We start from the raw sequence: 20,385 nt of genomic DNA on the forward strand, positions 1-20,385 counted from the left end.
TCGCCGTCTTTACAAGAATCAGTCCTTTGTAGAGACGGCGATTTATCGCGTCTTTGCGATTAGCAGCATGTCATCAAAAAACCTTATCCGAACCGTATTGGGAGCAGAGGAGAAAGAGTTAATTTTCTCCACCTGCTCCCTGCTCCCCTGCTTCTCCGTCATCTCCCCACTCCCTCTGCCCAAAGCTATTGTTTTTAAGAGTGTTTGTATTGACCGCGGCGTTACTTGTAACGCCGCAGTCATCAAAAACTACAGACGACCGATGTTAGTCAGTCCTAAAACGATGCCAATGCCGATAATATGACCAAAAGCCATCGCACCAACGAATGTTGGGATACTAATTGGCAGGATAGGGAACTTGGGGCCAACTAGGGGTTTTTCAATCCTAGTACTTAGTAAAACCATTACTAAGCTGCTGACACTGATGATGATCGCTACTGTAGGATTCCACACAGGGGTTGCGGGAACAGATGCAGCTACTGCTAGAAAAATAGAGGAAATCAAGCTTTTGTCTCCTAAAGGGAAAAGTTAATCGTAGACCAACAAGATTATAAAATTACAAGGCCCAAAAGTTTTTTAGATAGTTTAGACTTTTCAAGTGATTATTTAAATTTGTTCAGATATTCATGCGCGTTAAGATTTGCGGCATTACTCAACCAGAGCAGTCTATAGCGATCGCCTCTCTTGGCGCAACGGCACTAGGATTTATTTGTGTACCAACTTCACCTCGCTACGTTACTACATCGCAAATTCGGGCAGCAGTAGCAGAACTCCCGGCAAATATTGACACAATTGGTGTTTTTGCCAACGCTAGCATCTCTGAAATCTGCCAGATAGTTGTTGATTCTGGGTTGACTGGCGTCCAGTTACACGGAGATGAACCGCCAGATTTTTGCGACCAAGTACGTCAATCTTTACCCAAGGTCGAAATTATCAAAGCACTTAGAATTCGTAGTCTTGAGCATCTTGACACAGCTGCTGATTACACAAAATCTGTGGATACTTTGCTACTTGATGCCTACCATCCGCAACAACTGGGTGGTACAGGCAAAACTTTAGATTGGACGATGCTAGAACAATTTAGCCCTAGTTGTCCTTGGTTTTTAGCAGGAGGACTGACAGCAGATAATATTGTGGAAGCCCTAAATCAGGTTAATCCTAGCGGCATAGATTTATCTAGTGGTGTGGAACGGACACCAGGAGATAAGGATTTAGATAAAGTAGCCAAGTTGTTTGAGAAATTAGGGAGTAGGGAGTAGGGAGTGGAGAGTAGGGGGAGATAAGGGAGATGGGGGAGAATTATTAAATAAATCGCTACCTTGTCTATCCCCATTCCCCATTCCCCATTCCCCATTCCCCATTTATTAAAAGAATGCTGGTTGGTGACGAATCAAGTTAAAAAATTCTTCACGAGTTTTTTGTTCTTCTTGGAACACACCAACCATTGCGCTAGTGACAGTCCAAGAACCTGGTTTCTGCACGCCCCGCATCACCATACACATGTGGCTAGCTTCCATCACCACGGCAACACCTTGAGGTTCTAGAATGGTCTGAATTGCTTCGGCAATTTGGCGTGTTAATCTCTCCTGCACTTGCAAGCGGCGAGAATACATCTCAACAATGCGGGCTAGCTTACTCAATCCCACAACTTTTTGGTTGGGGATATAAGCAACGTGCGCTCTACCCATAAATGGCAGCATGTGGTGTTCGCATAGACTAAAGAAATTAATATCTCTAACTAGTACCATCTCGCTATGCCCTTCATCAAAAATGGCATCGTTAACTAGTTCTTCAAGAGATTGGTTATAGCCACTGGTAAGAAACCGCATTGCCTCGGCTACTCGTTTGGGTGTTTTGAGGAGTCCTTCGCGTTCTGGATCTTCACCAACGCCCAATATTAGTGTCCGCACGGCGTCCTTCATTTCCTCCATCTGTTCCTCTTTTGGCGGGCACACATCTGCTGGTCGCCCGTTATGAGTATTGCGATCGGGTCTAGGAGTTATGGCTTCTGCCAAGTCGGGAATCAGAGGCGATTGAGAGTAATTGGAACCGTTGGAACTAGCGATAGTCATGATTCAGTCTTGGTTATGGTTTAGTCATTGGTCATTGGTCATTAGTCATTAGTCATTTGTAAAAGACAAAGGACGAAGGACTAATTAGAGTGCGCCAGCGCTGGGCATCAGGATCAGTTCATCAATCACTGCCTGTTGTGGTAAAAGTACAGCGTAAAGAATTGACTGAGCCACAATTTCCGGGGTTAACATTTTGGAACGGTCTAGGTTGACATGGACTGTTTCTGTATCCCAAAGTTCGGTATTGACTGCACCGGGACAAATAGCTGTGACACGAATGCCGTGGGTGCGTTCTTCTTGCGCCAGGGTTTGAGTGAGGGCAATCAAACCAGCCTTGCTCACGCTATATGCTCCCCAACCCGGAAAGGGCTGCTTGGCGGCAATTGAAGCGACATTGATAATTGTGCCTGTGCCCCGATCGCGCATTGAAGGTAAAATCCCCATAATGCACCCAAACACGCTGGTGAGATTCAAGTCAATTACCTGTTGCCAGTCTTCAAGGGGAGTTTCGCTCAAAGTGGCTGTATAGGCTATGCCCGCATTGTTTACCAGAATGTCTATATCACCAAAGTCAAGGGCGATCGCTTGGATCTTGTCTTTTACTTCGGAGATCCGTGCTAAATCTACAGCGTAAGCTTTCGCTTCCACCCCAGTATGCTCAACGGCTTCTCTTACCGCCTCCAACTTATCCAAAGAACGGCTGACTAAGGCGACATCTATCCCCGCTTTTGCAAAGGCTAAAGCCGTTGCTTTCCCAATCCCACTACTGGCCCCAGTAATCAGGGCGCGTCGTTTTTGCTCAACACTCATGGTGTCTCCCAATTTTTTGGCAGTTCCCAAAGCCTATTACCACCCAATTATTTACATTTCTCGGTTTGGATAGATTAAAGGAGTCTAAAAATCTGATGATTTTCATTAGGCAAATGCTATGATGCTGCACAATAGTACCCATATTGTGGGTTTTAGCAGTGAAGACAACAAATCATTGCCTGGAAAACCACGCTGTACATTCAAATTAGATTATTTACAAAATACAAAACCCACTCAATTAAGTTGAGTAGATTTACCAAACATGCAAATGCCTATGGCTAGATTGTTAAAAATCTTTAAGCACATAGGCAATTATAGCATTGCTGATCGGCTAATCAATCATTAATGAAGTGCTGTTAGTGGGCAACTTCTGTAAAAACACCAATTTTGCGGAATTTTTCATAACGCAGTTGGCGGCGTTCTGGAGCGGTTAAACGATTGAGTTCGTCCAAATTTTCTAGCAGCACTTGCTTAAGAGTATTAGCGGCTTTTAGAGGGTCGGAATGAGCGCCACCAGTGGGTTCGGGCAGTATTTGGTCAATAATTCCCAATTTTTTCAGGTCGTGGGAAATAATTTTCAGAGCCACGGCGGCTTGGGGAGCCTTACCAGCATCTTTCCACAAAATGGCGGCGCAGGCTTCGGGAGTGGCAACGGTATAAACGGAGTGTTCAAACATGAGTAGGCGATCGCCTACGCCAATACCGAGTGCGCCACCAGAGCCGCCTTCACCAATGACTGTGCAGATAATTGGCACATCCAAGCAGAACATTTCCCGCAAGTTGTAAGCGATCGCTTCTCCTTGACCTTGGTGTTCTGCTTCTACACCAGACCAAGCTCCTGGTGTGTCGATAAAAGTTAGTATCGGCATACTAAACTTATTGGCGTGTTCCATCAACCGCATGGCTTTGCGGTAGCCGCCAGGGTAAGGCATTCCAAAGTTACGGGCAATATTGTCTTTAGTATCCCGTCCTTTTTGATGACCCAACATCACCACAGGTTGTCCACTTAGACGACCGACACCACCAACTAAAGCCGGATCGTCACCACCACAGCGATCGCCATGTAATTCCATCCATTCATCACTAATAGCCTGAATGTAATCGAGAGTACTGGGGCGACGCGGATGACGAGCGACTTGCAATCGCTGAGACGGGGATAGACTCGTGAAAATTTCCTCACGCAGTTGCATGGCACGTGCTTCTAGTTGGCGAATTTGACCAGAAACATCGACGCCATTTTCTTCTGCAAGTTGCCGAATTTGATCAATTCGGGTTGCAAGTTCTGCTAGGGGTTTTTCAAAATCTAGCAGTAGCGGTTTACGCTCGGTAGTTGCCATCGTAGGGGTTATAAGTTACGAGTTATAAGTTATCTATCCTTTGTCCTTAGTCCTTTGTCAGTTGTCCTTAGTCCTTTGTCAGTTGTCCTTTGTCCTTTGTCCTTTGCAAATAACAAATGACTAATGACCAATGACCAATGACTAATGACTAATGACAAATGACTAATGACCAATGACTAAACTAGCAGCGGTCTAAATCCATGTTTTACTGACACCCGACCAATCTGCTCCATTTTGTCTACGGTAATCTGATTCCGTCCCCACGAAAAGTTCGTGTATAACTTCTCAAATTCCAGCAGCATTGATTCGGCAAAACAAGCAAACAACTGACGGGCTGGCACGTCCATATTGACTATTTTCATAATCTTCCAGTCAATATCCAGGGAATGCTCTACGATTCCACCATTTAATACGTGTACACCAGGATGCTGAATTTTGGTTGCTAAGTTTTTCGGATAACCACCATCAATCAACAAACAGGGTTGTTTCAAAGTAGTGGGGTCAATTTCCACGCCTCTGGGCATACTAGCAACCCAAACTACAACATCAGCTTGGGGCAGTGCTTCTGTCAAACCCATGATTTTCCCTCGCCCCAATTCGCCTTGCAACTCTTTGAGACGTTCTTGATCACGGGCGATCAACAAAAGTTCTTGGACATCTGTTTTCGCATCTAGCCACCGTGTAACTGCACTACCAATATCCCCAGTTGCCCCACATATAGCAACAGTCGCTTTTGACAGATCAATTCCCAGTTGTTTTGACGCTTCTTCCACCTGCTTACAAATAATGTAGGCAGTATGTGTGTTTCCAGTGGTGAAGCGTTCAAACTCTAGTTTGATGTTGCGGACTTGGCTAAACTGCTCTAACTTAAAGTTTTCAAAAATAATTGAGGAAAATCCGCCTAAAGCTGTGATGTTAATGCCGTGCTTTTGTGCATGGGCCATGGCGTTGAGGATTTTGCGCGTTGCGGCTTTGATGCGGCGACTAGCTAGCATTTCCGGCAAAAAGCAAGACTCTACATATCTTCCTTCAATTTGTTGTCCCGTTACACTGGTGACAATAATGGTATCAACAATTTGCGGTGGGGCGCTACACCAAAAGTCTAACCCTTGATCGGCATATTCTGGGTATCCCAATTCTTGAGCTACCGCTTGAGCGTGTTCTAAACTAGTCAGATGTCCAATTAGACCAAACATGTAGTGATTATTAGGCTTATGCTATTTTGAGGCGTGGAATTTAGTAGAGTTGGGAGTTAGGAGTTCTGAGTTCTGAATTTCAACTACTCAGCACTCAGCACTCGTTACTGGGCACTCTTTTAAGCGGCTATGAGTCCGTAGGCTGACAAGCGCATGATATCGCGAGTCGTGAAACCGATGTTACTTAATGCTTCACCGTACTGAATCATAAAGTCTTCTACTAAAGCATCTTTTTCCATTGCCATTGTGTGAGCATCACCTTCTACTTGGTTGAGCATTCTCCAGACTATGGGTAGGTTCTGGCGGTTTGCAAGTTCAAGTTCAGCTTTGGCTTCTGTAAAGTGTTCTTTTAACCAAACTTCTCCAAAGTTCAGGTGGCTATATTCTTCTTTTACTACTCCCTCAGTGATTTTGCGGGCAAAAGCGTCGGCGACGGGGATGTAAATGTTATATGCTGCGATCGCAAAACATTCGATAATCAAAGACTGAATCAATAGACAAGTGACGACTTTACCTTCTGCCGCCGCAGTTTGGAAGTTTTGGTGTAGTCCAGAGAAAAACTCCTTAGCAAATTCCAAATCTGGGGTGACTTCCAAGTTGCGCCCACAAGCTTCAAATCCTTTCTTGTGGCGGCTTTCCATCTTGGAGAGGCGAATCAATTCATCATGAGATTCCGGTAGCAGTTGGGCTAGGGTGATGTAATTTTCATGGGCTTCTTGTTCCCCTTCAATCACGATCGCATTAATCCGGCTATAAGCATCTTTGTATGTTTCGCTCTTGAAATCTAATCCTTTAAATTCGTCTGTAAGCTGCGGCATGGTTATGTTTACTCCTGTAAACCTGAATTATTTGACACCAGGATTCAATTTACCCTATGAACTGAGGGTAACAATCACTGTGGTTTAATTTAACTTAACAAGTAACTATGTTTATAGATTAACTGTTGCTGGAGGAGATGCTCTAGTCCTAGCGAAACAAATGCTTTGCAGTTCAAGTTATGTCTAAACCAAACCCGAATTTGAAATCTGGCGATTTTTTGAGCCTAGTAGTCTTACTGCTAGGGGCATTTATCGTTCTACTACCGCTGTTTGTGGTCTTTCTCACCTCCTTTGCACCGACCGCCGCCAGCCCAGAAAATTTGTCCAAAAATAACTGGTCTTTAGCAAATTACCGCGTTGCATGGCAACAGGGAAAATTTTTGCTGGCGTTTGCTAATTCTACCTTGGTAGCGATCGCTGTGACGGCGTTTCAGATTGTCACTTCTGCTTTGGCTGGTTACGCCTTAGCACGCCTGAAGTTTCGGGGACGCCAAGCACTGCTATTAGTCGTTTTAGCAACTTTGGTGATTCCCTTTCAGTTATTGGTGATTCCCATCTTTTTGGTTTTGAAGTGGGGACACATGATAAATACATATTGGGCGCTTATTTTACCCACTGCGGTCAACGGGTTTGGGATTTTCTTGTTACGTCAGTATTTCCAGACAATTCCCGTGGAATTAGAGGAAGCCGCAGCCATAGATGGGGCGAACCGACTGCAAATTTTGTGGCGAGTGATGTTACCTTTAGCCCGTCCGGCGTTGGTGACACTATTTTTGTTCACTTTCATCGGTGAATGGAATGATTTATTTAAGCCTTTAGTATTTACGACACGACCAGAATTAAGAACGGTGCAGCTGGCATTGGCAGAGTTTCAAGAGCAATTTACGAATAATTGGCCCTTGATGATGGCAGCAGTGACCATAGCGACAGTTCCAGTGATGGTATTATTTCTCATCGGTCAGCGTCAGTTCATTCAGGGTATTGCGGCGACGGGGATTAAGAATTAGCAACAAAACCTATATGTAGAGACGCGAATTATCGCGTCTTCAAAGACCAATCATCTACACCAATAACCCTTAACCCAAGCGTATTGCCTTTTAGTTCATTCAATGCATAAAGGTAATCCAACGTGAGTTCGACAAGTCTTATTTGACCTCTCCCCCAGCCCCTCTCCGACCCGGAGAGGGGAGCAAAAAGCGGAATTTTTCTTGCTCCTCCCGTTTCGGAGAGGGAGGCTGGGAGGGAGAGGTTCATCGAACTCACGTTAATCCAGCGTTAAAATATTAAGTTTTGTGACACTCTGCGTAATTTTTCCTAGCCAAGCCGAATCAACAATGATACACATCCTTTAGGAAATGGAAACAGTTATGGACTCTGAAACATTACAGAAGTTACAAGCAGAAGTTGAGCAGAAACTACTTGAAAGCGTTAATAACGCTGGCTTATACGCATTGCTTGAAAAATACGGAGTATTAGATGATAGAGCTTTGACAGTTCAGTGGCAGTGCAATCTTGACCCAAACAAAATCAAATCTGGTAGTGCAGGCATAGAACAGGAAATTGTTCTAATGGAAAATTCATGGTGTATCCCTTGCCCGTCAACTGGCGACCCTTTCGGCTGCAACTGCTAAATAATTTAGCTTTTGTACTGTAAAAAGTTTATTCTAGTGAGTATAAAAATGCTGAACTTTGCATTTACTAGTTAGGCTACAGAGATAATCTTAAGTATCACTATACCTAATTAGCAAGGAGCAGTATTTCAATATACTCTTACTTTTTGGGTGCAAGTTTCTAATGTCTGGAAACCGAAGCAGTTGGTGCTGGGAGTTAGGAATAGTGAGTACTTTAGCAATTGCTGGAGTGCTCACTTTCTTTGAGAATTTTGCCTTAGCCCAAATACAAAGGGATGGCACACTTGGATCTGAAAGTTCAATCATTACGCCAAAGCTAATCGATGGTCAGCCTATAGACCAGATTGATGGTGGGGCAGTTCGTGGTACAAACTTATACCACAGCTTTGAACAGTTTTCTGTCTCTGCGGGAAGTACAGCCCACTTTAACAATGCAATAAATATTCAAAATATCATCGGTCGGGTAAGTGGCAATTCGATTTCTAATATAGATGGCATTCTGAAAGCTAACGGCACAGCCAACCTGTTTCTGATTAATCCTAACGGCATTGTTTTTGGGTCTAATGCTTCTTTAAATATCGGCGGTTCATTTGTGGCAAGTACGGCTAGTAGCTTGAACTTTGCTGATGGTACAAAGTTTAGTGCTACATCTCCTCAAGCTACACCTCTACTGACACTAAGTGTTCCCATTGGTTTGCAATTTGGAGCAACTGCTGCTCCCATCCGCAATCAATCCCAAGCCAAACCAGATGGCGCAGTTAATATCTTTAGGCAAGGCGTTGGTCTACAGGTGCAGCAAGGCAAAACCCTGGCACTGATAGGCGGCGACATAACGCTAGAGGGGGGAAATATCACAGCAAAGGATGGAAGAGTTGAGTTAGCAAGCGTCGCTGGTAATAGTCTGGTTAGTTTAAGCCCAACGAATCAAGGTTGGGCATTTGGATATGAAGGTGTTCAAAATTTCCAGAACGTCGAAGTAATCCAGTTAAATAAAATTCGATCTACTGTAGATACTCATGGAGAGGGGCGCGGCAATATTCAGGTGCAAGGGAAGCTTGTGCGGGTAGCTGGCGGTTCCCTAATTCTAGTTGATCTCTTTAGAGGGCAATCAGGAGGGGATTTGACAGTGAACGCCTCAGAGTCTGTAGTAGTTGAACAAGATACACAAGTGTTTACTCAGAGTTTATCAAACGGAAACTCTGGAAACATAAATGTCACTACTCAGAAGTTGGTGGTCAGAAGTGGGGCACAATTACACGGGCAATTGACCATAAACGCATCAGATTCCGTGGAACTAATCGGTGGCACCTCCATTCCTGTGTTTCGAGATGGTAGTGATTTAATATCCAGTGGATTATTTAGTGCAACTTATGGCGATAAAAACGCTGGCAGTATCACAATTAATACTGGAAAGTTGCGTATCCAAGGAGGGGCAAGAATATCAACAAGCTCTGAGGGTATATATAGGTTTATTTCTAACCAACTTACACCAAAAAATACAGGAAAAGCAGGAAACTTGACGGTAAACGTCTCTGATTCCGTAGAATTAATTGGAACCTCACCAAATGGTTCTAGGCTCAGTGGCTTATTTTCTGGAACTGAAGGGCCTGGAGATGGCGGCAACTTGACCCTAACGACAGGGCGATTGATTATCAAGGATGGGGCTGCAATAACTGTGAGCAGCCAAGCTCGAAAAAATGTAATCTATGTCGGAGATCCAAATAACCTAGGGAAAGCTGGCGATTTAAATATAACCGCTCGCTCCATAGTTCTGGACAATAAAGGAAAGCTTACAGCTGAAACCGAGTCAGGTCGAGGCGGGAATATTGCGGTACAGGTGCAGGACTTATTATTGATGCGCCGCGAAAGTAAAATAACCACTAATGCAGGTAAGACAGGGCTTGGTGGAGATGGCGGTAATATCACCATCAAAGCACCTAATGGCTTTGTTGTCGCCGCTCCCTTTGCAAATAGCGATATCACTGCCAATGCCTTCTCTGGCTCTGGTGGTAAAATCACAATCACCGCTAAAAATATCTTTGGGTTTGTACCCCGCACTCGTGCAGACGTAGAGAGACTTGATCCGGAAGAAATAAACCCGAAGAACTTGCGAACAAGTGACATTACCGCATTTTCTCAGCAAAACCCTTTATTAAATGGCACTGTACAAATCAACTCACCAGATGCTGACCCCAGTAAAGGATTAGTAGAATTACCCGTAAATCTGGATGATGCTTCGCAGCAAATTACTGCTGGTTGTAATTCTGGTGGGAAAATAGCCAGTAGTTCATTTGTTGCTACTGGGCGTGGAGGACTAGCACCCGATCCCACGGAGCTATTGATAGCTGATGCGGTGCTAGCAGATTGGATTACACTCTCTCCAGAGAGTCAGAATCGTGCTGGCAGTATTCAGAAAGGAGTAGTAGTTCAAGCGCAGCCAAATACAGAAGAAAAATCACAGAAAGTTAATTCTGTCAATGAATCTACTCAAATTGTGGAAGCCCAAGGATGGGTAATAGATGCCAATGGGAAGGTGGTTCTGGTTGCTCAAGTACCTATTGCGTCGCCCCATAACTCCTCGCTCACCGCTACATCTTGTGCTGGTAATTAGTGGTCTGTCCCATTAATTTTGCAAGGTTTGTAGTAAGCACTTAAGTGCTTAAAAATTCAGGACTAAAGTCCTTACTACAAACTTTTATAACCCTTCAGAACTAATGGGACAGACCATTAGGCCCTTTGTATTAAAGTAATTGCTCAGTGTGTTGGCGATCGCAACAGAAAGATATGACTAAATTGATTTCATAATAGTCATTGAGCATCCCACAAGATTTGTTAGAGGCAACGGATAAAGCCGTTCAGGCAGGAAAAGCCAAAAGCCGCAACGAGTTTGTAACACGGGCATTACGGCGTGAACTCGCTGTGCAAAAACGGGCAGAAATTGATGCAGCCTTAGCAGAAATGGCAAATGATGTAGAGTATCAAGCCGAAGTTTTGCAGATGGAGGCAGAATTTGCCCCGGCTCAGTGTGAAGCTTTGAAGTTATACCAATTCAATTAATGGTTGCAACACATCCTTGTGTAAAGACGCGATGAATCGCGTCTCTACAAGATGGTCTATTTGTCGCATTCTTTTTTCAGATTGGTATTAGAGGAAACTCCAGAATGAGACAGGGTGAAGTCTACGACGCCCGTCTAGAGCCGACTGAAGGATCAGAACAGGGTGGATACCCGTCCAGTCATTAATTCTGCCTCCTGCCCCCTGCCTCCTTAACTCACCAACTGCGCGGCGGAATTGAAAAATTGACGACACAACCCCTTCGTGACTAAAAGTGTTGTCAACAAGTTAGCGAAAGCAACCATAAATATAATCAAAATTTCATAAGATACAGCATCCAGGGGTTTAACACCAGCTAGCAACTGTCCGGTGGTAATTCCTGGTATTGCCACCATACCGATGAGAATCATTTGATTGAGAGTGGGAATCAATCCGGCTTTGATGGCGTCTTTGCGATACTGGCTAACTGCTTGCTCTGGAGTTGCACCTAAGCTTAAATGGGTTTCTATTTCGAGATGGCTGGAATTAATGGTGCTGACAAGACGATCGCCTGCGATCGCAGCTGCATTGGTAGCATTACCTAAAACTATCCCTGCTAAAGGAATTATATACTGTGGTTCATACCATCTCTCTGGTTGAACGATCAAGAAGTTGGTGTAAAGCACTGTCAGGGCAGTACTAATTAAAATTGCACCCCACACCAAAGGCAACACATGAGGAATTTTTTGGCTGATGCGATTTCGTGCGACAATCGCCGTAATTGTCAGCATTATTACTAATAACGCCAAAACTGCCCAAGCATTGTCTAAAGCCAAGATGAAATCTAAAATGTATCCCAATACAAGAAGTTGTAAGATGGTTCTCCCAGTAGCAAGGGCTAAGTTTAACTCTAGTCCTAATTTTTCCCAGGCAGATAAACCAATGGCGATCGCCATCAATCCCACAGCAATAGCTAAATCCACAAAATCCAGCTTGATCAATTCCTGCATGGGTTCTCTATCTCCTAGTATTTTCTTCTCAAAGCAGCCCACACAAGAGGAACTTTGATCCGATGTGTTGGATCTTGGTTGATATATATCACTTTCATCAATTCAAAATTCCAAATGGTACGACCTTAACATGGCAAACACCTAGTATGCCTACTATCTGTAAATTAAATGTGCGGCAGTTTACCGCGTCACAATTTAAGTAAAAACCCTAATAGATGCGTATCTTGGGCGATAGTCTTTTAGTAGCTCCTATATTGATTAACAATTCAATCAGCAAAAATTGACTGTCGAAGTGCATCCTTTGTATCTCCCGATAAAATGAGAACTCATGATCCAAAGTGTAAATCCCATCCCTGCCTTTGATATCAAGCAGCAATACACCACCATCGAAGCAGAAGTAAGTGCAGCCGTCTTAGAGGTTTTAGCTTCTGGCCGCTATATTGGCGGCCCCTTAGTCGAAGGCTTTGAACAACAGTTTGCCGCTTATAATACTGTTACAGAATGTGTGGCTTGTAATTCTGGTACTGATGCGCTCTACTTAGCGTTACGAGTCTTGGACATTGGTGCAGGCGATGAAGTGATTACAACGCCTTTCACCTTTATTGCTACATCTGAAGTGATTAGCGCCGTTGGTGCAAAGCCTGTTTTCGTTGATATTGACGCTACTACGTTTAATTTAGATGTGGAGCAATTAGCGGCGGCCATTACACCCAAAACCAAAGCGATTATCCCGGTTCACCTATTTGGACAACCTGTGGATATGACATCATTAATGGCGATCGCTCAATCTCACAATTTGGCAATAATTGAAGATTGCGCTCAGTCTACAGGGGCAATGTGGGCTGATCAGAAAGTAGGAAGTATTGGACATATTGGTTGCTTTAGTTTCTACCCTACCAAAAATCTTGGTGGTTGCGGCGATGGCGGAGCAATAACGACTAATGATCCAGCGATCGCTACTAAACTGCGAATATTACGAGATCATGGTAGTAAAGTTCGATATTTACATGAGGAAATCGGTGTAAATAGCCGCTTGGATGCTCTGCAAGCAGCCATTTTGCAGATTAAGCTGCGTTATTTAGATATTTGGAATGATCGCCGCCGAGATATCGCCAACTATTATTATCAGTTCCTCAGTCAACTTTCGGGGATAGTCCCGCCCCAAGAATTACCAGGGGGTATTGGGGTATGGAATCAATACACTATTCGCATATCAGGCGAAGGGCGCAATGGTTCTAGCGCCAAATATCGAGATTGGGTGCGTAGTCAATTGCAAGAACAGGGCGTAAGTTCAATGATTTACTACCCCCATCCTTTACATTTGCAGCCAGTTTATCAAAATCTGGGCTATGAAATTGGGGACTTACCAATAGCAGAGCAAGCTTGCCATGAGGTTATATCCCTACCTATGTTCCCAGAATTGACACAACAGCAGCAAGATCAGGTGATTTATGCGTTGAAGGATTGTTTGGGTTGAGGGGATAGGAGATAGGGGATAGGGAATAGGAAATTTCCATTTTACTACTCACCACTCCCCACTCCCTACTTCTTACTCAGCACTCAGCACTCAGCACTCAGCACTCTTGCAGCCGCTAAGGCTTCTACTAGTCCACGCACAGCGGCAATCATTGCGATTTCGCTATTGAGTTGGTTGATGGCGGAACCAACACCAACACCCGCAGCACCAGCTGCGATCGCTAAAGGTGCGGTAACGTTAGAAATACCTGAAGCACACAATACTGGTACTGACACCACACGGGAAATCTCAAAAGCTGCTGCCAACGTCGGGGCAGCTTTTTCAATTAATCCTAGAGTTCCGGGGTGAACTGGGTTACTGCTAGTACCGCCTTCGGTTTGGATAATGTCCGCTCCAGCTTTCACCAATTCTTCTGCTAACTGTACCTGTTGATCTAGTTCCAAAATGTGGGGAACGGTGACAGATAGGGTGATTTCTGGGAGGAGAGCGCGGGTTTGCTTGGTTAGCGCTAGCACTTCCAAAGCTTCAAAGCGGCGTCCTTGAGCATAGAAAGAATCGAAATTCCCGATTTCAATTAAATCAGCACCAGCTGCCACTGCTTGCACAAATTTATCTGGCTCTACTGCTGAAACACAAATAGGTAAATTTGTCAATCTTTTAGCTAGCTGGACTAAAGTTGGATCGGCGGCAATATCAACGAAAGTAGCACCGCCTAATTCAGCAGCTTTGACAGTAGCAGCAACGCTAGCAGCGTCGAAATTATTCAAACCGCTGATCACTTTTAGAACGCGGCGGTTAGTAAATGCACGTTTGAGTGTGGAATGCATCGTCATAGTTTGGCTTTTGAAGCTACGAAAATTAGGTATATTCTACCGTCCCTCAGTTGATGAGAGACTAAATCACTATAGTACTTGCCAAATATTGATAATTTTATCGAGTCAGGCAGAAGGCAGAGGGCAGTCTTGCTGGAGGAAAACCCGACGCCCGCAACTCGCTAACTCACATCTTGCACCTAGCCCTAGCGATTAGAAATCGCGGCTATACAAACGAACGCGAACAGCGTCTCGCAGAGAAGTCCGCCTGGTATCAATACACTTCAGATAAGACCAAAACATTTGTAGAGACGGCGATTTATCGCGTCTTGAAAACCTAAAATTTTGTACAGTTAGCCCTTAACTGAACCGTATTGCGCCTGGTATTGTGAAGACTAACGCAAAATCAAGGCTTTTCAACCTGCGGAGGCAGGTTTTGTCTGTGTAGCCGCGACTTCTAGTCGCCTGGTGCAAGATATAAGCTAAGGCGATGTCTGACAGGAGTACTCATTTAGGTGTAGATTATTCACCCCCTGCTTTGAAATTTATTTTATTTAATAAAACTTAAAAGAGGTTTATTATCCTCTAAAATCTTTTGCAGAGATTTAGGTAAGATATATGGCTGATATTGTTGATATTGCAGTTACGGCTGAGTCTTTTAAAACACTGGTGGCAGCTGTACAAGCTGCTGGTTTAGTAGAAACATTAAAAAGTCCTGGGCCGTTCACTGTCTTTGCACCAAATGACGATGCTTTTGCCAAGTTACCAGCGGGAACTATCCAAACTCTGTTACAGAATATTCCCCAGCTAACGCGGATTTTAAAGTATCATGTCGTTCCAGGAAAGCTGCTAAAGGCTGATTTGGCAGAGATCGGAACGGTTAATTCTGTGGAAGGTTCACCCATTAAAATTGATTCTTCCGATGGTTTTGAAGTTAAAAATGCCACAGTTTTAGCAGCAGATATCGAAGCTGATAACGGTGTAGTACACGTTATCGATACGGTAATTTTACCGGGTTAATTCAGCTAGGGTGGAAAATACCCACCCTAGCTATCTAAAATCTTTAGAATTAACTAACTATTGAGTAGTATCAAAACGTAACTCAATAGTTTAATTTATGTTATATTCGCAATGTGATTACTCACTCATCTGTTAATATAGATTTCGTTATTTTAAAATAAAGTAAATTAAATTCTTAAAAAGCTAACATCTATCCCAACAAAATTAATGCTCGATTTTAACACCTTAGCTGAATTCTCTCGTGGCAACTGCATAGGTATCTGTGCATTTCTTGTACCAGCGAACTTGCTGATCACAATTTTAACGATGAGCCTAGTAGCGTTACGTCGCCCATCATCTCAAGTGTGGCAATCTGCTGGAATTGCTAGCTTTTTCGCTTCTGTAATGATACTGCACGTATATACCTGGTTCCAGATTGGCGTGGTGATGGCTCCTACTTATATCTTGATGTCGCTAGCAATCAGCTGCTTGGTAACTAATTTAGCAGCAATTCTTTTCCAAAGACGCTACAGCAACACCCCTAGTCTTTCCAACAACTCCTGAAATCTACACGTACTCTTAACGACAATTAGTGAACTTTAAATTTTGGATTTTGGATTGAAAGATTCAAAATTCAAACCTGGTTTCAGAGGAACTAGTTTGAACCATAGAAAAATCTCAAATCTCAAATCCCAAATTGATTGACACTTTTCCACTCATGTTCAAGGATGGCATATAGCCAAGAGTCTTGCCATTTTCCCTTAATCCAATGGTGTTCTCGCAAATATCCTTCTTGTTGCATTCCAATTTTTTGCATAACTCTTGCTGAGGCAATGTTTTCTGGGTGACAAGTTGCAAATATGCGATGTAAGTCCAACTCCTGAAAACCAAATGATACAAGTGCTTTTACAGCTTCAGTTGCATATCCTTGTCCCCAAAATTCCTTAGTGAAAGAGTATCCAATAGAGCCTGTTTTGTTGTCAGTATCATGAACGGATATGCGACAGATACCAATTAATTGCTTTTGGGCTTTCAAAGTCACTGCCAAGGCAAAATGCTGACGGGGTTTTTCCCCTTGCGATGATATTTCTCTTTGCAAAAATTTTTTGGTATCTTCTTCACTATAGCCATTTTCAATCCGGTGAGGTACAGGTATGCAAATAGACCTAACCCCCTAACCCTCTTCCCGAAGCGGAAATGAGGTCACGCTAGATTTGGACCAAAGGTTAAATAACGCACAACTTTGCGATCGCTAGCGTATTGATGAACTGCTGGCCAATCCGATTCTACAAAGTCTCGTAGTACGAGACGTTGGCTTTCTAGTGGTAGATTCATTGTCTTGGATTAACAAGCTACATACTATATAGTCACAAGCCAAAAGGTATTGTAATCAAAGTTAGTCAATATGTATAGTCTTTTATCTATGATTAGTCAATATGTATAGTCTTTTATCTATGAAAACAATTTAATATTTATTTAATATTAGAGCTTGTGAATTAACAATATTGACATATAAGGCTGTAAACTATTGTTTATCGCATAAAACTTAGGTATAAATAAAACTTGCAATTTATGTAAGTTTTTTCAGTCCAATTTTTGAACCATCTTTGTCCTAAGCCTTCTCTATTAAAGATTCGTATTTAGCGACTCACTATGTAGAAAGGCAATATAGTCTGCTGCTTTGCAAAGAATTAAAGTTTTCTTTGCCTAACTTTTCATGGGAATAAAACATGAAATGTACTCAAAGTAGCTGGCAATTTTTACAACCCAAAATTTATTTTGCATTTTTTGTAACCAAAACCCCAGTATGTCATTGACTAATACGATCAACTTTAGAAACTTACGAGGCGATTTATTCGGTGGTTTAACTGCTGCGATCGTTTCGTTACCTCTAGCGCTGGCATTCGGTGTCGCTTCCGGTGCTGGGCCTGTAGCTGGCCTTTATGGTGCAGTTTGTGTCGGCTTTTTCGCAGCCTTATTTGGTGGGACACCATCCCTAATTTCTGAGCCAACCGGGCCGATGACCGTGGTTATGACTGCAATCGTCAGTTCCATGACCGCAGCTAACCCCGAAAACGGCTTGGCAATGGCATTTACCGTAGTCATGCTAGCGGGAATATTTCAAATCTTCTTTGGGATATTTAAGTTGGGTAAATACATTACCCTCATGCCTTACAGCGTGATTTCTGGCTTTATGTCTGGGATTGGCGTGATTCTGATTATTTTGCAGATTGCTCCTTTTGTCGGACAGCCAAATCCTAAAGGTGGCGTACTGGGGATGGTGCAAAATCTGCCTCAGTTATTAACTCAGATTAATCCTGCTGAAACAGCTTTAGGTGTGCTGACGCTGGCAATTATTTTCTTCATGCCAGCGAAGATTAAGCGCTTTGCTCCTCCGCAGCTGGTGGCATTAATTATCGGAACTATAGTTTCTTTGACCATCTTCGGCGGTACGGATATCAGACGGATTGGGGAAATTCCTGTAGGACTGCCCACATTACAAATACCTACCTTCACTGCATCCCAAATGACAATCATGATTGTTAATGGGGCAATGTTGGGGATGTTGGGTTGTATTGATACTCTACTAACGGCAGTAATTGCAGATAGTTTGACCCGTACTGAACATAAATCTGACAAAGAATTGATTGGTCAAGGTATCGGTAATCTAGTATCTGGTTTGTGTGGTGGGCTACCTGGTGCTGGTGCCACGATGGGAACAGTAGTTAATATCCAAACTGGTGCTAGAACAGCTGTCTCTGGTTTAACTCGTGCATTAATTTTGTTAGTTGTAGTTTTGTGGGCTGCGCGTATCACTCAACCTATCCCAATGGCGGTATTGGCTGGTATTGCTCTCAAGGTGGGGGTTGACATTCTTGACTGGAGCTTCTTGAAACGCGCTCATAAGGTGTCGCTGAAAGGCACAATCATCATGTACGGTGTGTTATTTTTAACCGTATTTGTTGACTTGATTGTTGCCGTCGGCGTGGGAGTGTTCATTGCTAATATCTTAACTATCGATCGCCTCTCGGAATTACAAGCTCAGGAAGTAAAGACAATTAGCGATGCCGATGATGCAATTGTCTTGAATGACGAAGAGAAAAAATGGCTTGATCTAGCTAATGGACGTGTTCTGCTATTTTACCTGAGCGGGCCGATGATTTTTGGAGTTTCCAAAGCGATCGCTCGTGAACATTCAGCAATGGCAGACTCTGATGTGCTGATTATGGATTTGACTGATGTACCAATGTTGGGTGTGACTGCTTCTTTGGCAATTGAAAATGCTATCAAGGACGCTAGTGAACAAGGTCGTCATGTGTTAGTTGTTGGTGCAACTAGCAAAGTCAAAAAGCGCTTAGACAAGTTTGGCATTTCGAGGTTTGTACCAGAGCATTACATGTTTGTAGATCGTGTAGATGCACTTAAACAAGCCGTTGCTTTAGTTAATCCTCATGCAACTTCTGCTAATACTCCTGGGGTTAGCATCTAGACTGACACCTATTAATAATTCGTAATTCGTAATACTCGCCTCTGGCGAGAAGCAAGCTACGTAATTCGTAATTAATAATTCAATTACGAATTACGAGCTAGAAATTATGAATTGTTTTGGAATTAATCAGCAATACAAATAGAAAACATGATTCTTTCAGAACCAATAGTTAATTCATTTGCCTGGTTGAATTTTTTTCCTGCGGGTTTACAATCCTTTTTATTAGCAACAACTAACGAGGCGGAATATGCTCCTATTGTGCTGACTGGAGTATTGCTAAGTTTAGTAGTCATTTATCTGGCTAGTAAAATTGGTGGCGAATTATTTAGAATGATGGACTTGCCCCCTGTATTAGGAGAATTAGTTGGTGGGGTAATTGTGGGAGCTTCTGCTCTGCATTTAGTCGTGTTTCCCGACAGTGGAGCAGCTGGTAGCGACTCCATGATCATGACTATCCTGCAATTCATTAACAACCTCAGTCCTGATGCAGTCACATCAATTTTTCAAAGCCAGAGTGAGGTTGTTTCTGTGCTTGCCGAACTAGGTGTGATCATTCTGTTATTTGAAATTGGTCTAGAATCAGACTTAAAAGAATTACAGAAAGTCGGTTATCAAGCGACAATTGTTGCTTGTGTTGGGGTAGCTGTTCCTTTTGCGGCTGGGACAGCAGGGCTGATTTTATTGTTTCATGCGCCAGTAATTCCAGCGATTTTTGCAGGTGCAGCCCTCACCGCTACTAGTATTGGGATTACCTCAAAAGTTTTGTCAGAAATTGGGCAGTTAAAATCTCGTGAAGGTCAAATTATTGTCGGTGCAGCTGTCATTGATGACATTTTAGGTATCATCGTGTTGGCAGTAGTTGCGAGTCTTGCCAAAACTGGCGAGGTTGATATTTTCAACGTGATTTATCTAATTGTCAGTGCTACAGTTTTTCTCATCGGCTCGATTTTATTAGGGAAATATTTCAATCAAAGTTTTGTTGCGATCGCTGATAAATTGCAAACGCGAGGCAACTTAATTATCCCAGCATTTATCTTTGCCTTCTTTATGGCTTTTTTGGGTAGTGCCATTCATTTAGAAGCTATCTTAGGCGCATTTGCGGCTGGCTTAGTTTTGGATGAAACTGATAAACGCAAAGAGCTAGATGAGCAGGTTAAACCGGTTGCTGATATCCTAGTACCAGTTTTCTTCGTTACCGTTGGCGCGAAAGTTGATTTAGGAGTTCTTAATCCTTTAGTTCCAGGAAATCGAGAAGGATTAATTATTGCTACCTTCTTAATTGCGATCGCAATTATCGGTAAAGTTGTCACAGGTTGGGCGGTTTTTGGTCAACCTGGAATTAATCGGCTAGCGGTTGGTGTGGGGATGATTCCCCGTGGCGAAGTTGGATTAGTGTTTGCCGCCATTGGTGCAGCTAGTGGTACTCTTGATAAACCATTGCAAGCTGCGATCGTGATTATGGTGATTTTGACAACCTTCTTAGCACCACCTTTATTGCGGTTTGCATTTAAACAATCGCCAGAAGAAAAAGAAGCTTTAGAGAAAGCCAATTTAATAGGCTAGTTACTTTTACCTTTAGAGGTTGTCTCAAAAATCTTAGGCTGTGATTTGAGGTAGTTATTGATCCCCCCTAACCCTCCTTTTTAAGGCTACGGTGTATACACAAGTCCTAAAATCCTTGCCTGGTAAGATGCAAGCCT

Annotated in this window: 20 protein-coding genes and 1 pseudogene; 11 read left to right on the forward strand and 10 right to left on the reverse strand. The window is 43.2% G+C overall.

Features of this window, described 5'->3' with window-relative positions; all coding sequences use genetic code 11:
* Positions 1–249: 249 nt before the first annotated feature.
* A complete protein-coding gene (gene psaK, locus ABF638_RS29755) occupies positions 250–504 on the reverse strand; it encodes a photosystem I reaction center subunit PsaK (RefSeq protein ID WP_181928915.1) in 255 nt (84 codons plus the stop codon).
* A gap of 122 nt (positions 505–626) precedes the next feature.
* On the opposite strand from psaK, the gene ABF638_RS29760 reads away from it, so the two are divergent.
* A complete protein-coding gene (locus ABF638_RS29760; RefSeq protein ID WP_435026475.1) occupies positions 627–1,259 on the forward strand; it encodes a phosphoribosylanthranilate isomerase in 633 nt (210 codons plus the stop codon).
* Positions 1,260–1,364: 105 nt separating this feature from the next.
* On the opposite strand, the gene folE is transcribed toward ABF638_RS29760, so the two are convergent.
* From folE to ABF638_RS29785, 5 genes are all read right to left on the reverse strand, one after another.
* Positions 1,365–2,072 carry a GTP cyclohydrolase I FolE gene (gene folE, locus ABF638_RS29765; protein WP_181928917.1) on the reverse strand — a complete coding sequence of 236 codons (708 nt, stop codon included), beginning with the start codon at positions 2,070–2,072 and terminating at the stop codon, positions 1,365–1,367.
* An 84-nt stretch (positions 2,073–2,156) separates the two neighbouring features.
* Entirely contained in the window at positions 2,157–2,882 is a 726-nt protein-coding gene (locus ABF638_RS29770; RefSeq protein WP_181932849.1) for an SDR family oxidoreductase, read from the reverse strand.
* A gap of 356 nt (positions 2,883–3,238) precedes the next feature.
* Positions 3,239–4,219 (reverse strand): acetyl-CoA carboxylase carboxyltransferase subunit alpha, encoded by a 981-nt coding sequence (locus ABF638_RS29775; protein ID WP_069073547.1) that lies wholly within the window; start codon positions 4,217–4,219, stop codon positions 3,239–3,241.
* 176 nt (positions 4,220–4,395) lie between these two features.
* Entirely contained in the window at positions 4,396–5,415 is a 1,020-nt protein-coding gene (locus ABF638_RS29780; protein ID WP_181928918.1) for a long-chain acyl-[acyl-carrier-protein] reductase, read from the reverse strand.
* 119 nt (positions 5,416–5,534) lie between these two features.
* Positions 5,535–6,233, reverse strand: coding sequence for an aldehyde oxygenase (deformylating) (locus tag ABF638_RS29785; RefSeq protein WP_435026476.1), 699 nt, complete (start codon positions 6,231–6,233; stop codon positions 5,535–5,537).
* Between the two features lie 179 nt (positions 6,234–6,412).
* Here ABF638_RS29785 and ABF638_RS29790 point away from each other — a divergent pair, with 179 nt between their 5' ends.
* From ABF638_RS29790 to ABF638_RS29810, 5 genes and pseudogenes are all read left to right on the forward strand, one after another.
* Complete coding sequence (locus ABF638_RS29790) at positions 6,413–7,240, forward strand: carbohydrate ABC transporter permease (protein WP_435026477.1); 828 nt, start codon at positions 6,413–6,415, stop codon at positions 7,238–7,240.
* A gap of 360 nt (positions 7,241–7,600) precedes the next feature.
* On the forward strand, positions 7,601–7,864 hold the full coding sequence (locus ABF638_RS29795) for a hypothetical protein (protein WP_435026478.1): 264 nt from the start codon (positions 7,601–7,603) through the stop codon (positions 7,862–7,864).
* Positions 7,865–8,027: 163 nt separating this feature from the next.
* On the forward strand, positions 8,028–10,475 hold the full coding sequence (locus ABF638_RS29800; protein ID WP_435026479.1) for a filamentous hemagglutinin N-terminal domain-containing protein: 2,448 nt from the start codon (positions 8,028–8,030) through the stop codon (positions 10,473–10,475).
* Between the two features lie 200 nt (positions 10,476–10,675).
* Positions 10,676–10,921: a ribbon-helix-helix domain-containing protein gene (locus ABF638_RS29805; protein WP_435026480.1), complete on the forward strand. Its 246-nt coding sequence runs from the start codon at positions 10,676–10,678 to the stop codon at positions 10,919–10,921.
* A gap of 104 nt (positions 10,922–11,025) precedes the next feature.
* Positions 11,026–11,104: pseudogene (locus tag ABF638_RS29810) on the forward strand (type II toxin-antitoxin system PemK/MazF family toxin); the annotation flags it as partial.
* 26 nt (positions 11,105–11,130) lie between these two features.
* Here the strand turns inward: ABF638_RS29810 and ABF638_RS29815 are convergent.
* Positions 11,131–11,907, reverse strand: coding sequence for an ABC transporter permease (locus ABF638_RS29815; RefSeq protein WP_435026481.1), 777 nt, complete (start codon positions 11,905–11,907; stop codon positions 11,131–11,133).
* A gap of 328 nt (positions 11,908–12,235) precedes the next feature.
* Between ABF638_RS29815 and ABF638_RS29820 the strand changes: the two genes are divergently transcribed.
* Entirely contained in the window at positions 12,236–13,384 is a 1,149-nt protein-coding gene (locus ABF638_RS29820; protein ID WP_435026482.1) for a DegT/DnrJ/EryC1/StrS family aminotransferase, read from the forward strand.
* Between the two features lie 83 nt (positions 13,385–13,467).
* Here the strand turns inward: ABF638_RS29820 and ABF638_RS29825 are convergent, their stop codons facing one another.
* Entirely contained in the window at positions 13,468–14,217 is a 750-nt protein-coding gene (locus ABF638_RS29825) for a DUF561 domain-containing protein (protein WP_435026483.1), read from the reverse strand.
* A gap of 597 nt (positions 14,218–14,814) precedes the next feature.
* On the opposite strand from ABF638_RS29825, the gene ABF638_RS29830 reads away from it, so the two are divergent.
* Together ABF638_RS29830 and ABF638_RS29835 are read left to right on the forward strand one after the other, a co-directional pair.
* Positions 14,815–15,216, forward strand: coding sequence for a fasciclin domain-containing protein (locus ABF638_RS29830; RefSeq protein ID WP_435026484.1), 402 nt, complete (start codon positions 14,815–14,817; stop codon positions 15,214–15,216).
* Positions 15,217–15,423: 207 nt separating this feature from the next.
* Entirely contained in the window at positions 15,424–15,759 is a 336-nt protein-coding gene (locus ABF638_RS29835) for a hypothetical protein (RefSeq protein ID WP_435026485.1), read from the forward strand.
* 121 nt (positions 15,760–15,880) lie between these two features.
* Here ABF638_RS29835 and ABF638_RS29840 read toward each other — a convergent pair whose 3' ends face one another.
* Both ABF638_RS29840 and ABF638_RS29845 read right to left on the reverse strand, forming a co-directional pair.
* The gene (locus tag ABF638_RS29840; RefSeq protein ID WP_435026486.1) at positions 15,881–16,294 is read right to left on the reverse strand and encodes a GNAT family N-acetyltransferase; all 414 of its coding nucleotides are present in this window, start codon (positions 16,292–16,294) and stop codon (positions 15,881–15,883) included.
* A 104-nt stretch (positions 16,295–16,398) separates the two neighbouring features.
* Positions 16,399–16,530 carry a GNAT family N-acetyltransferase gene (locus tag ABF638_RS29845; RefSeq protein ID WP_435026487.1) on the reverse strand — a complete coding sequence of 44 codons (132 nt, stop codon included), beginning with the start codon at positions 16,528–16,530 and terminating at the stop codon, positions 16,399–16,401.
* A 472-nt stretch (positions 16,531–17,002) separates the two neighbouring features.
* Between ABF638_RS29845 and bicA the strand changes: the two genes are divergently transcribed.
* Positions 17,003–18,685 (forward strand): bicarbonate transporter BicA, encoded by a 1,683-nt coding sequence (gene bicA, locus ABF638_RS29850; protein WP_435026488.1) that lies wholly within the window; start codon positions 17,003–17,005, stop codon positions 18,683–18,685.
* 147 nt (positions 18,686–18,832) lie between these two features.
* Positions 18,833–20,248, forward strand: a complete 1,416-nt coding sequence (locus tag ABF638_RS29855) for a cation:proton antiporter (protein WP_435026489.1) — start codon at positions 18,833–18,835, stop codon at positions 20,246–20,248.
* The last annotated feature ends 137 nt before the right edge of the window (positions 20,249–20,385 follow it).

The sequence above is a fragment of the Nostoc sp. CALU 1950 genome, from assembly GCF_051172895.1.
GTDB classification, from domain to species: Bacteria; Cyanobacteriota; Cyanobacteriia; order Cyanobacteriales; family Nostocaceae; genus Nostoc; species Nostoc edaphicum_A.

Bases quoted from the DNA above. Each gene is read 5' to 3' on its own strand.
- ABF638_RS29790 (WP_435026477.1), top strand. From the start codon at position 6,413: ATGTCTAAACCAAACCCGAATTTGAAATCTGGCGATTTTTTGAGCCTA.
- ABF638_RS29855 (WP_435026489.1), top strand. From the start codon at position 18,833: ATGATTCTTTCAGAACCAATAGTTAATTCATTTGCCTGGTTGAATTTT.
- ABF638_RS29825 (WP_435026483.1), bottom strand. From the start codon at position 14,217: ATGACGATGCATTCCACACTCAAACGTGCATTTACTAACCGCCGCGTT.
- ABF638_RS29795 (WP_435026478.1), top strand. From the start codon at position 7,601: ATGGACTCTGAAACATTACAGAAGTTACAAGCAGAAGTTGAGCAGAAA.
- ABF638_RS29770 (WP_181932849.1), bottom strand. From the start codon at position 2,882: ATGAGTGTTGAGCAAAAACGACGCGCCCTGATTACTGGGGCCAGTAGT.
- ABF638_RS29800 (WP_435026479.1), top strand. From the start codon at position 8,028: ATGTCTGGAAACCGAAGCAGTTGGTGCTGGGAGTTAGGAATAGTGAGT.
- ABF638_RS29760 (WP_435026475.1), top strand. From the start codon at position 627: ATGCGCGTTAAGATTTGCGGCATTACTCAACCAGAGCAGTCTATAGCG.
- ABF638_RS29845 (WP_435026487.1), bottom strand. From the start codon at position 16,530: ATGAATCTACCACTAGAAAGCCAACGTCTCGTACTACGAGACTTTGTA.
- ABF638_RS29780 (WP_181928918.1), bottom strand. From the start codon at position 5,415: ATGTTTGGTCTAATTGGACATCTGACTAGTTTAGAACACGCTCAAGCG.
- ABF638_RS29820 (WP_435026482.1), top strand. From the start codon at position 12,236: ATGATCCAAAGTGTAAATCCCATCCCTGCCTTTGATATCAAGCAGCAA.
- bicA (WP_435026488.1), top strand. From the start codon at position 17,003: ATGTCATTGACTAATACGATCAACTTTAGAAACTTACGAGGCGATTTA.
- ABF638_RS29785 (WP_435026476.1), bottom strand. From the start codon at position 6,233: ATGCCGCAGCTTACAGACGAATTTAAAGGATTAGATTTCAAGAGCGAA.
- ABF638_RS29775 (WP_069073547.1), bottom strand. From the start codon at position 4,219: ATGGCAACTACCGAGCGTAAACCGCTACTGCTAGATTTTGAAAAACCC.
- ABF638_RS29835 (WP_435026485.1), top strand. From the start codon at position 15,424: ATGCTCGATTTTAACACCTTAGCTGAATTCTCTCGTGGCAACTGCATA.
- ABF638_RS29830 (WP_435026484.1), top strand. From the start codon at position 14,815: ATGGCTGATATTGTTGATATTGCAGTTACGGCTGAGTCTTTTAAAACA.
- folE (WP_181928917.1), bottom strand. From the start codon at position 2,072: ATGACTATCGCTAGTTCCAACGGTTCCAATTACTCTCAATCGCCTCTG.
- ABF638_RS29815 (WP_435026481.1), bottom strand. From the start codon at position 11,907: ATGCAGGAATTGATCAAGCTGGATTTTGTGGATTTAGCTATTGCTGTG.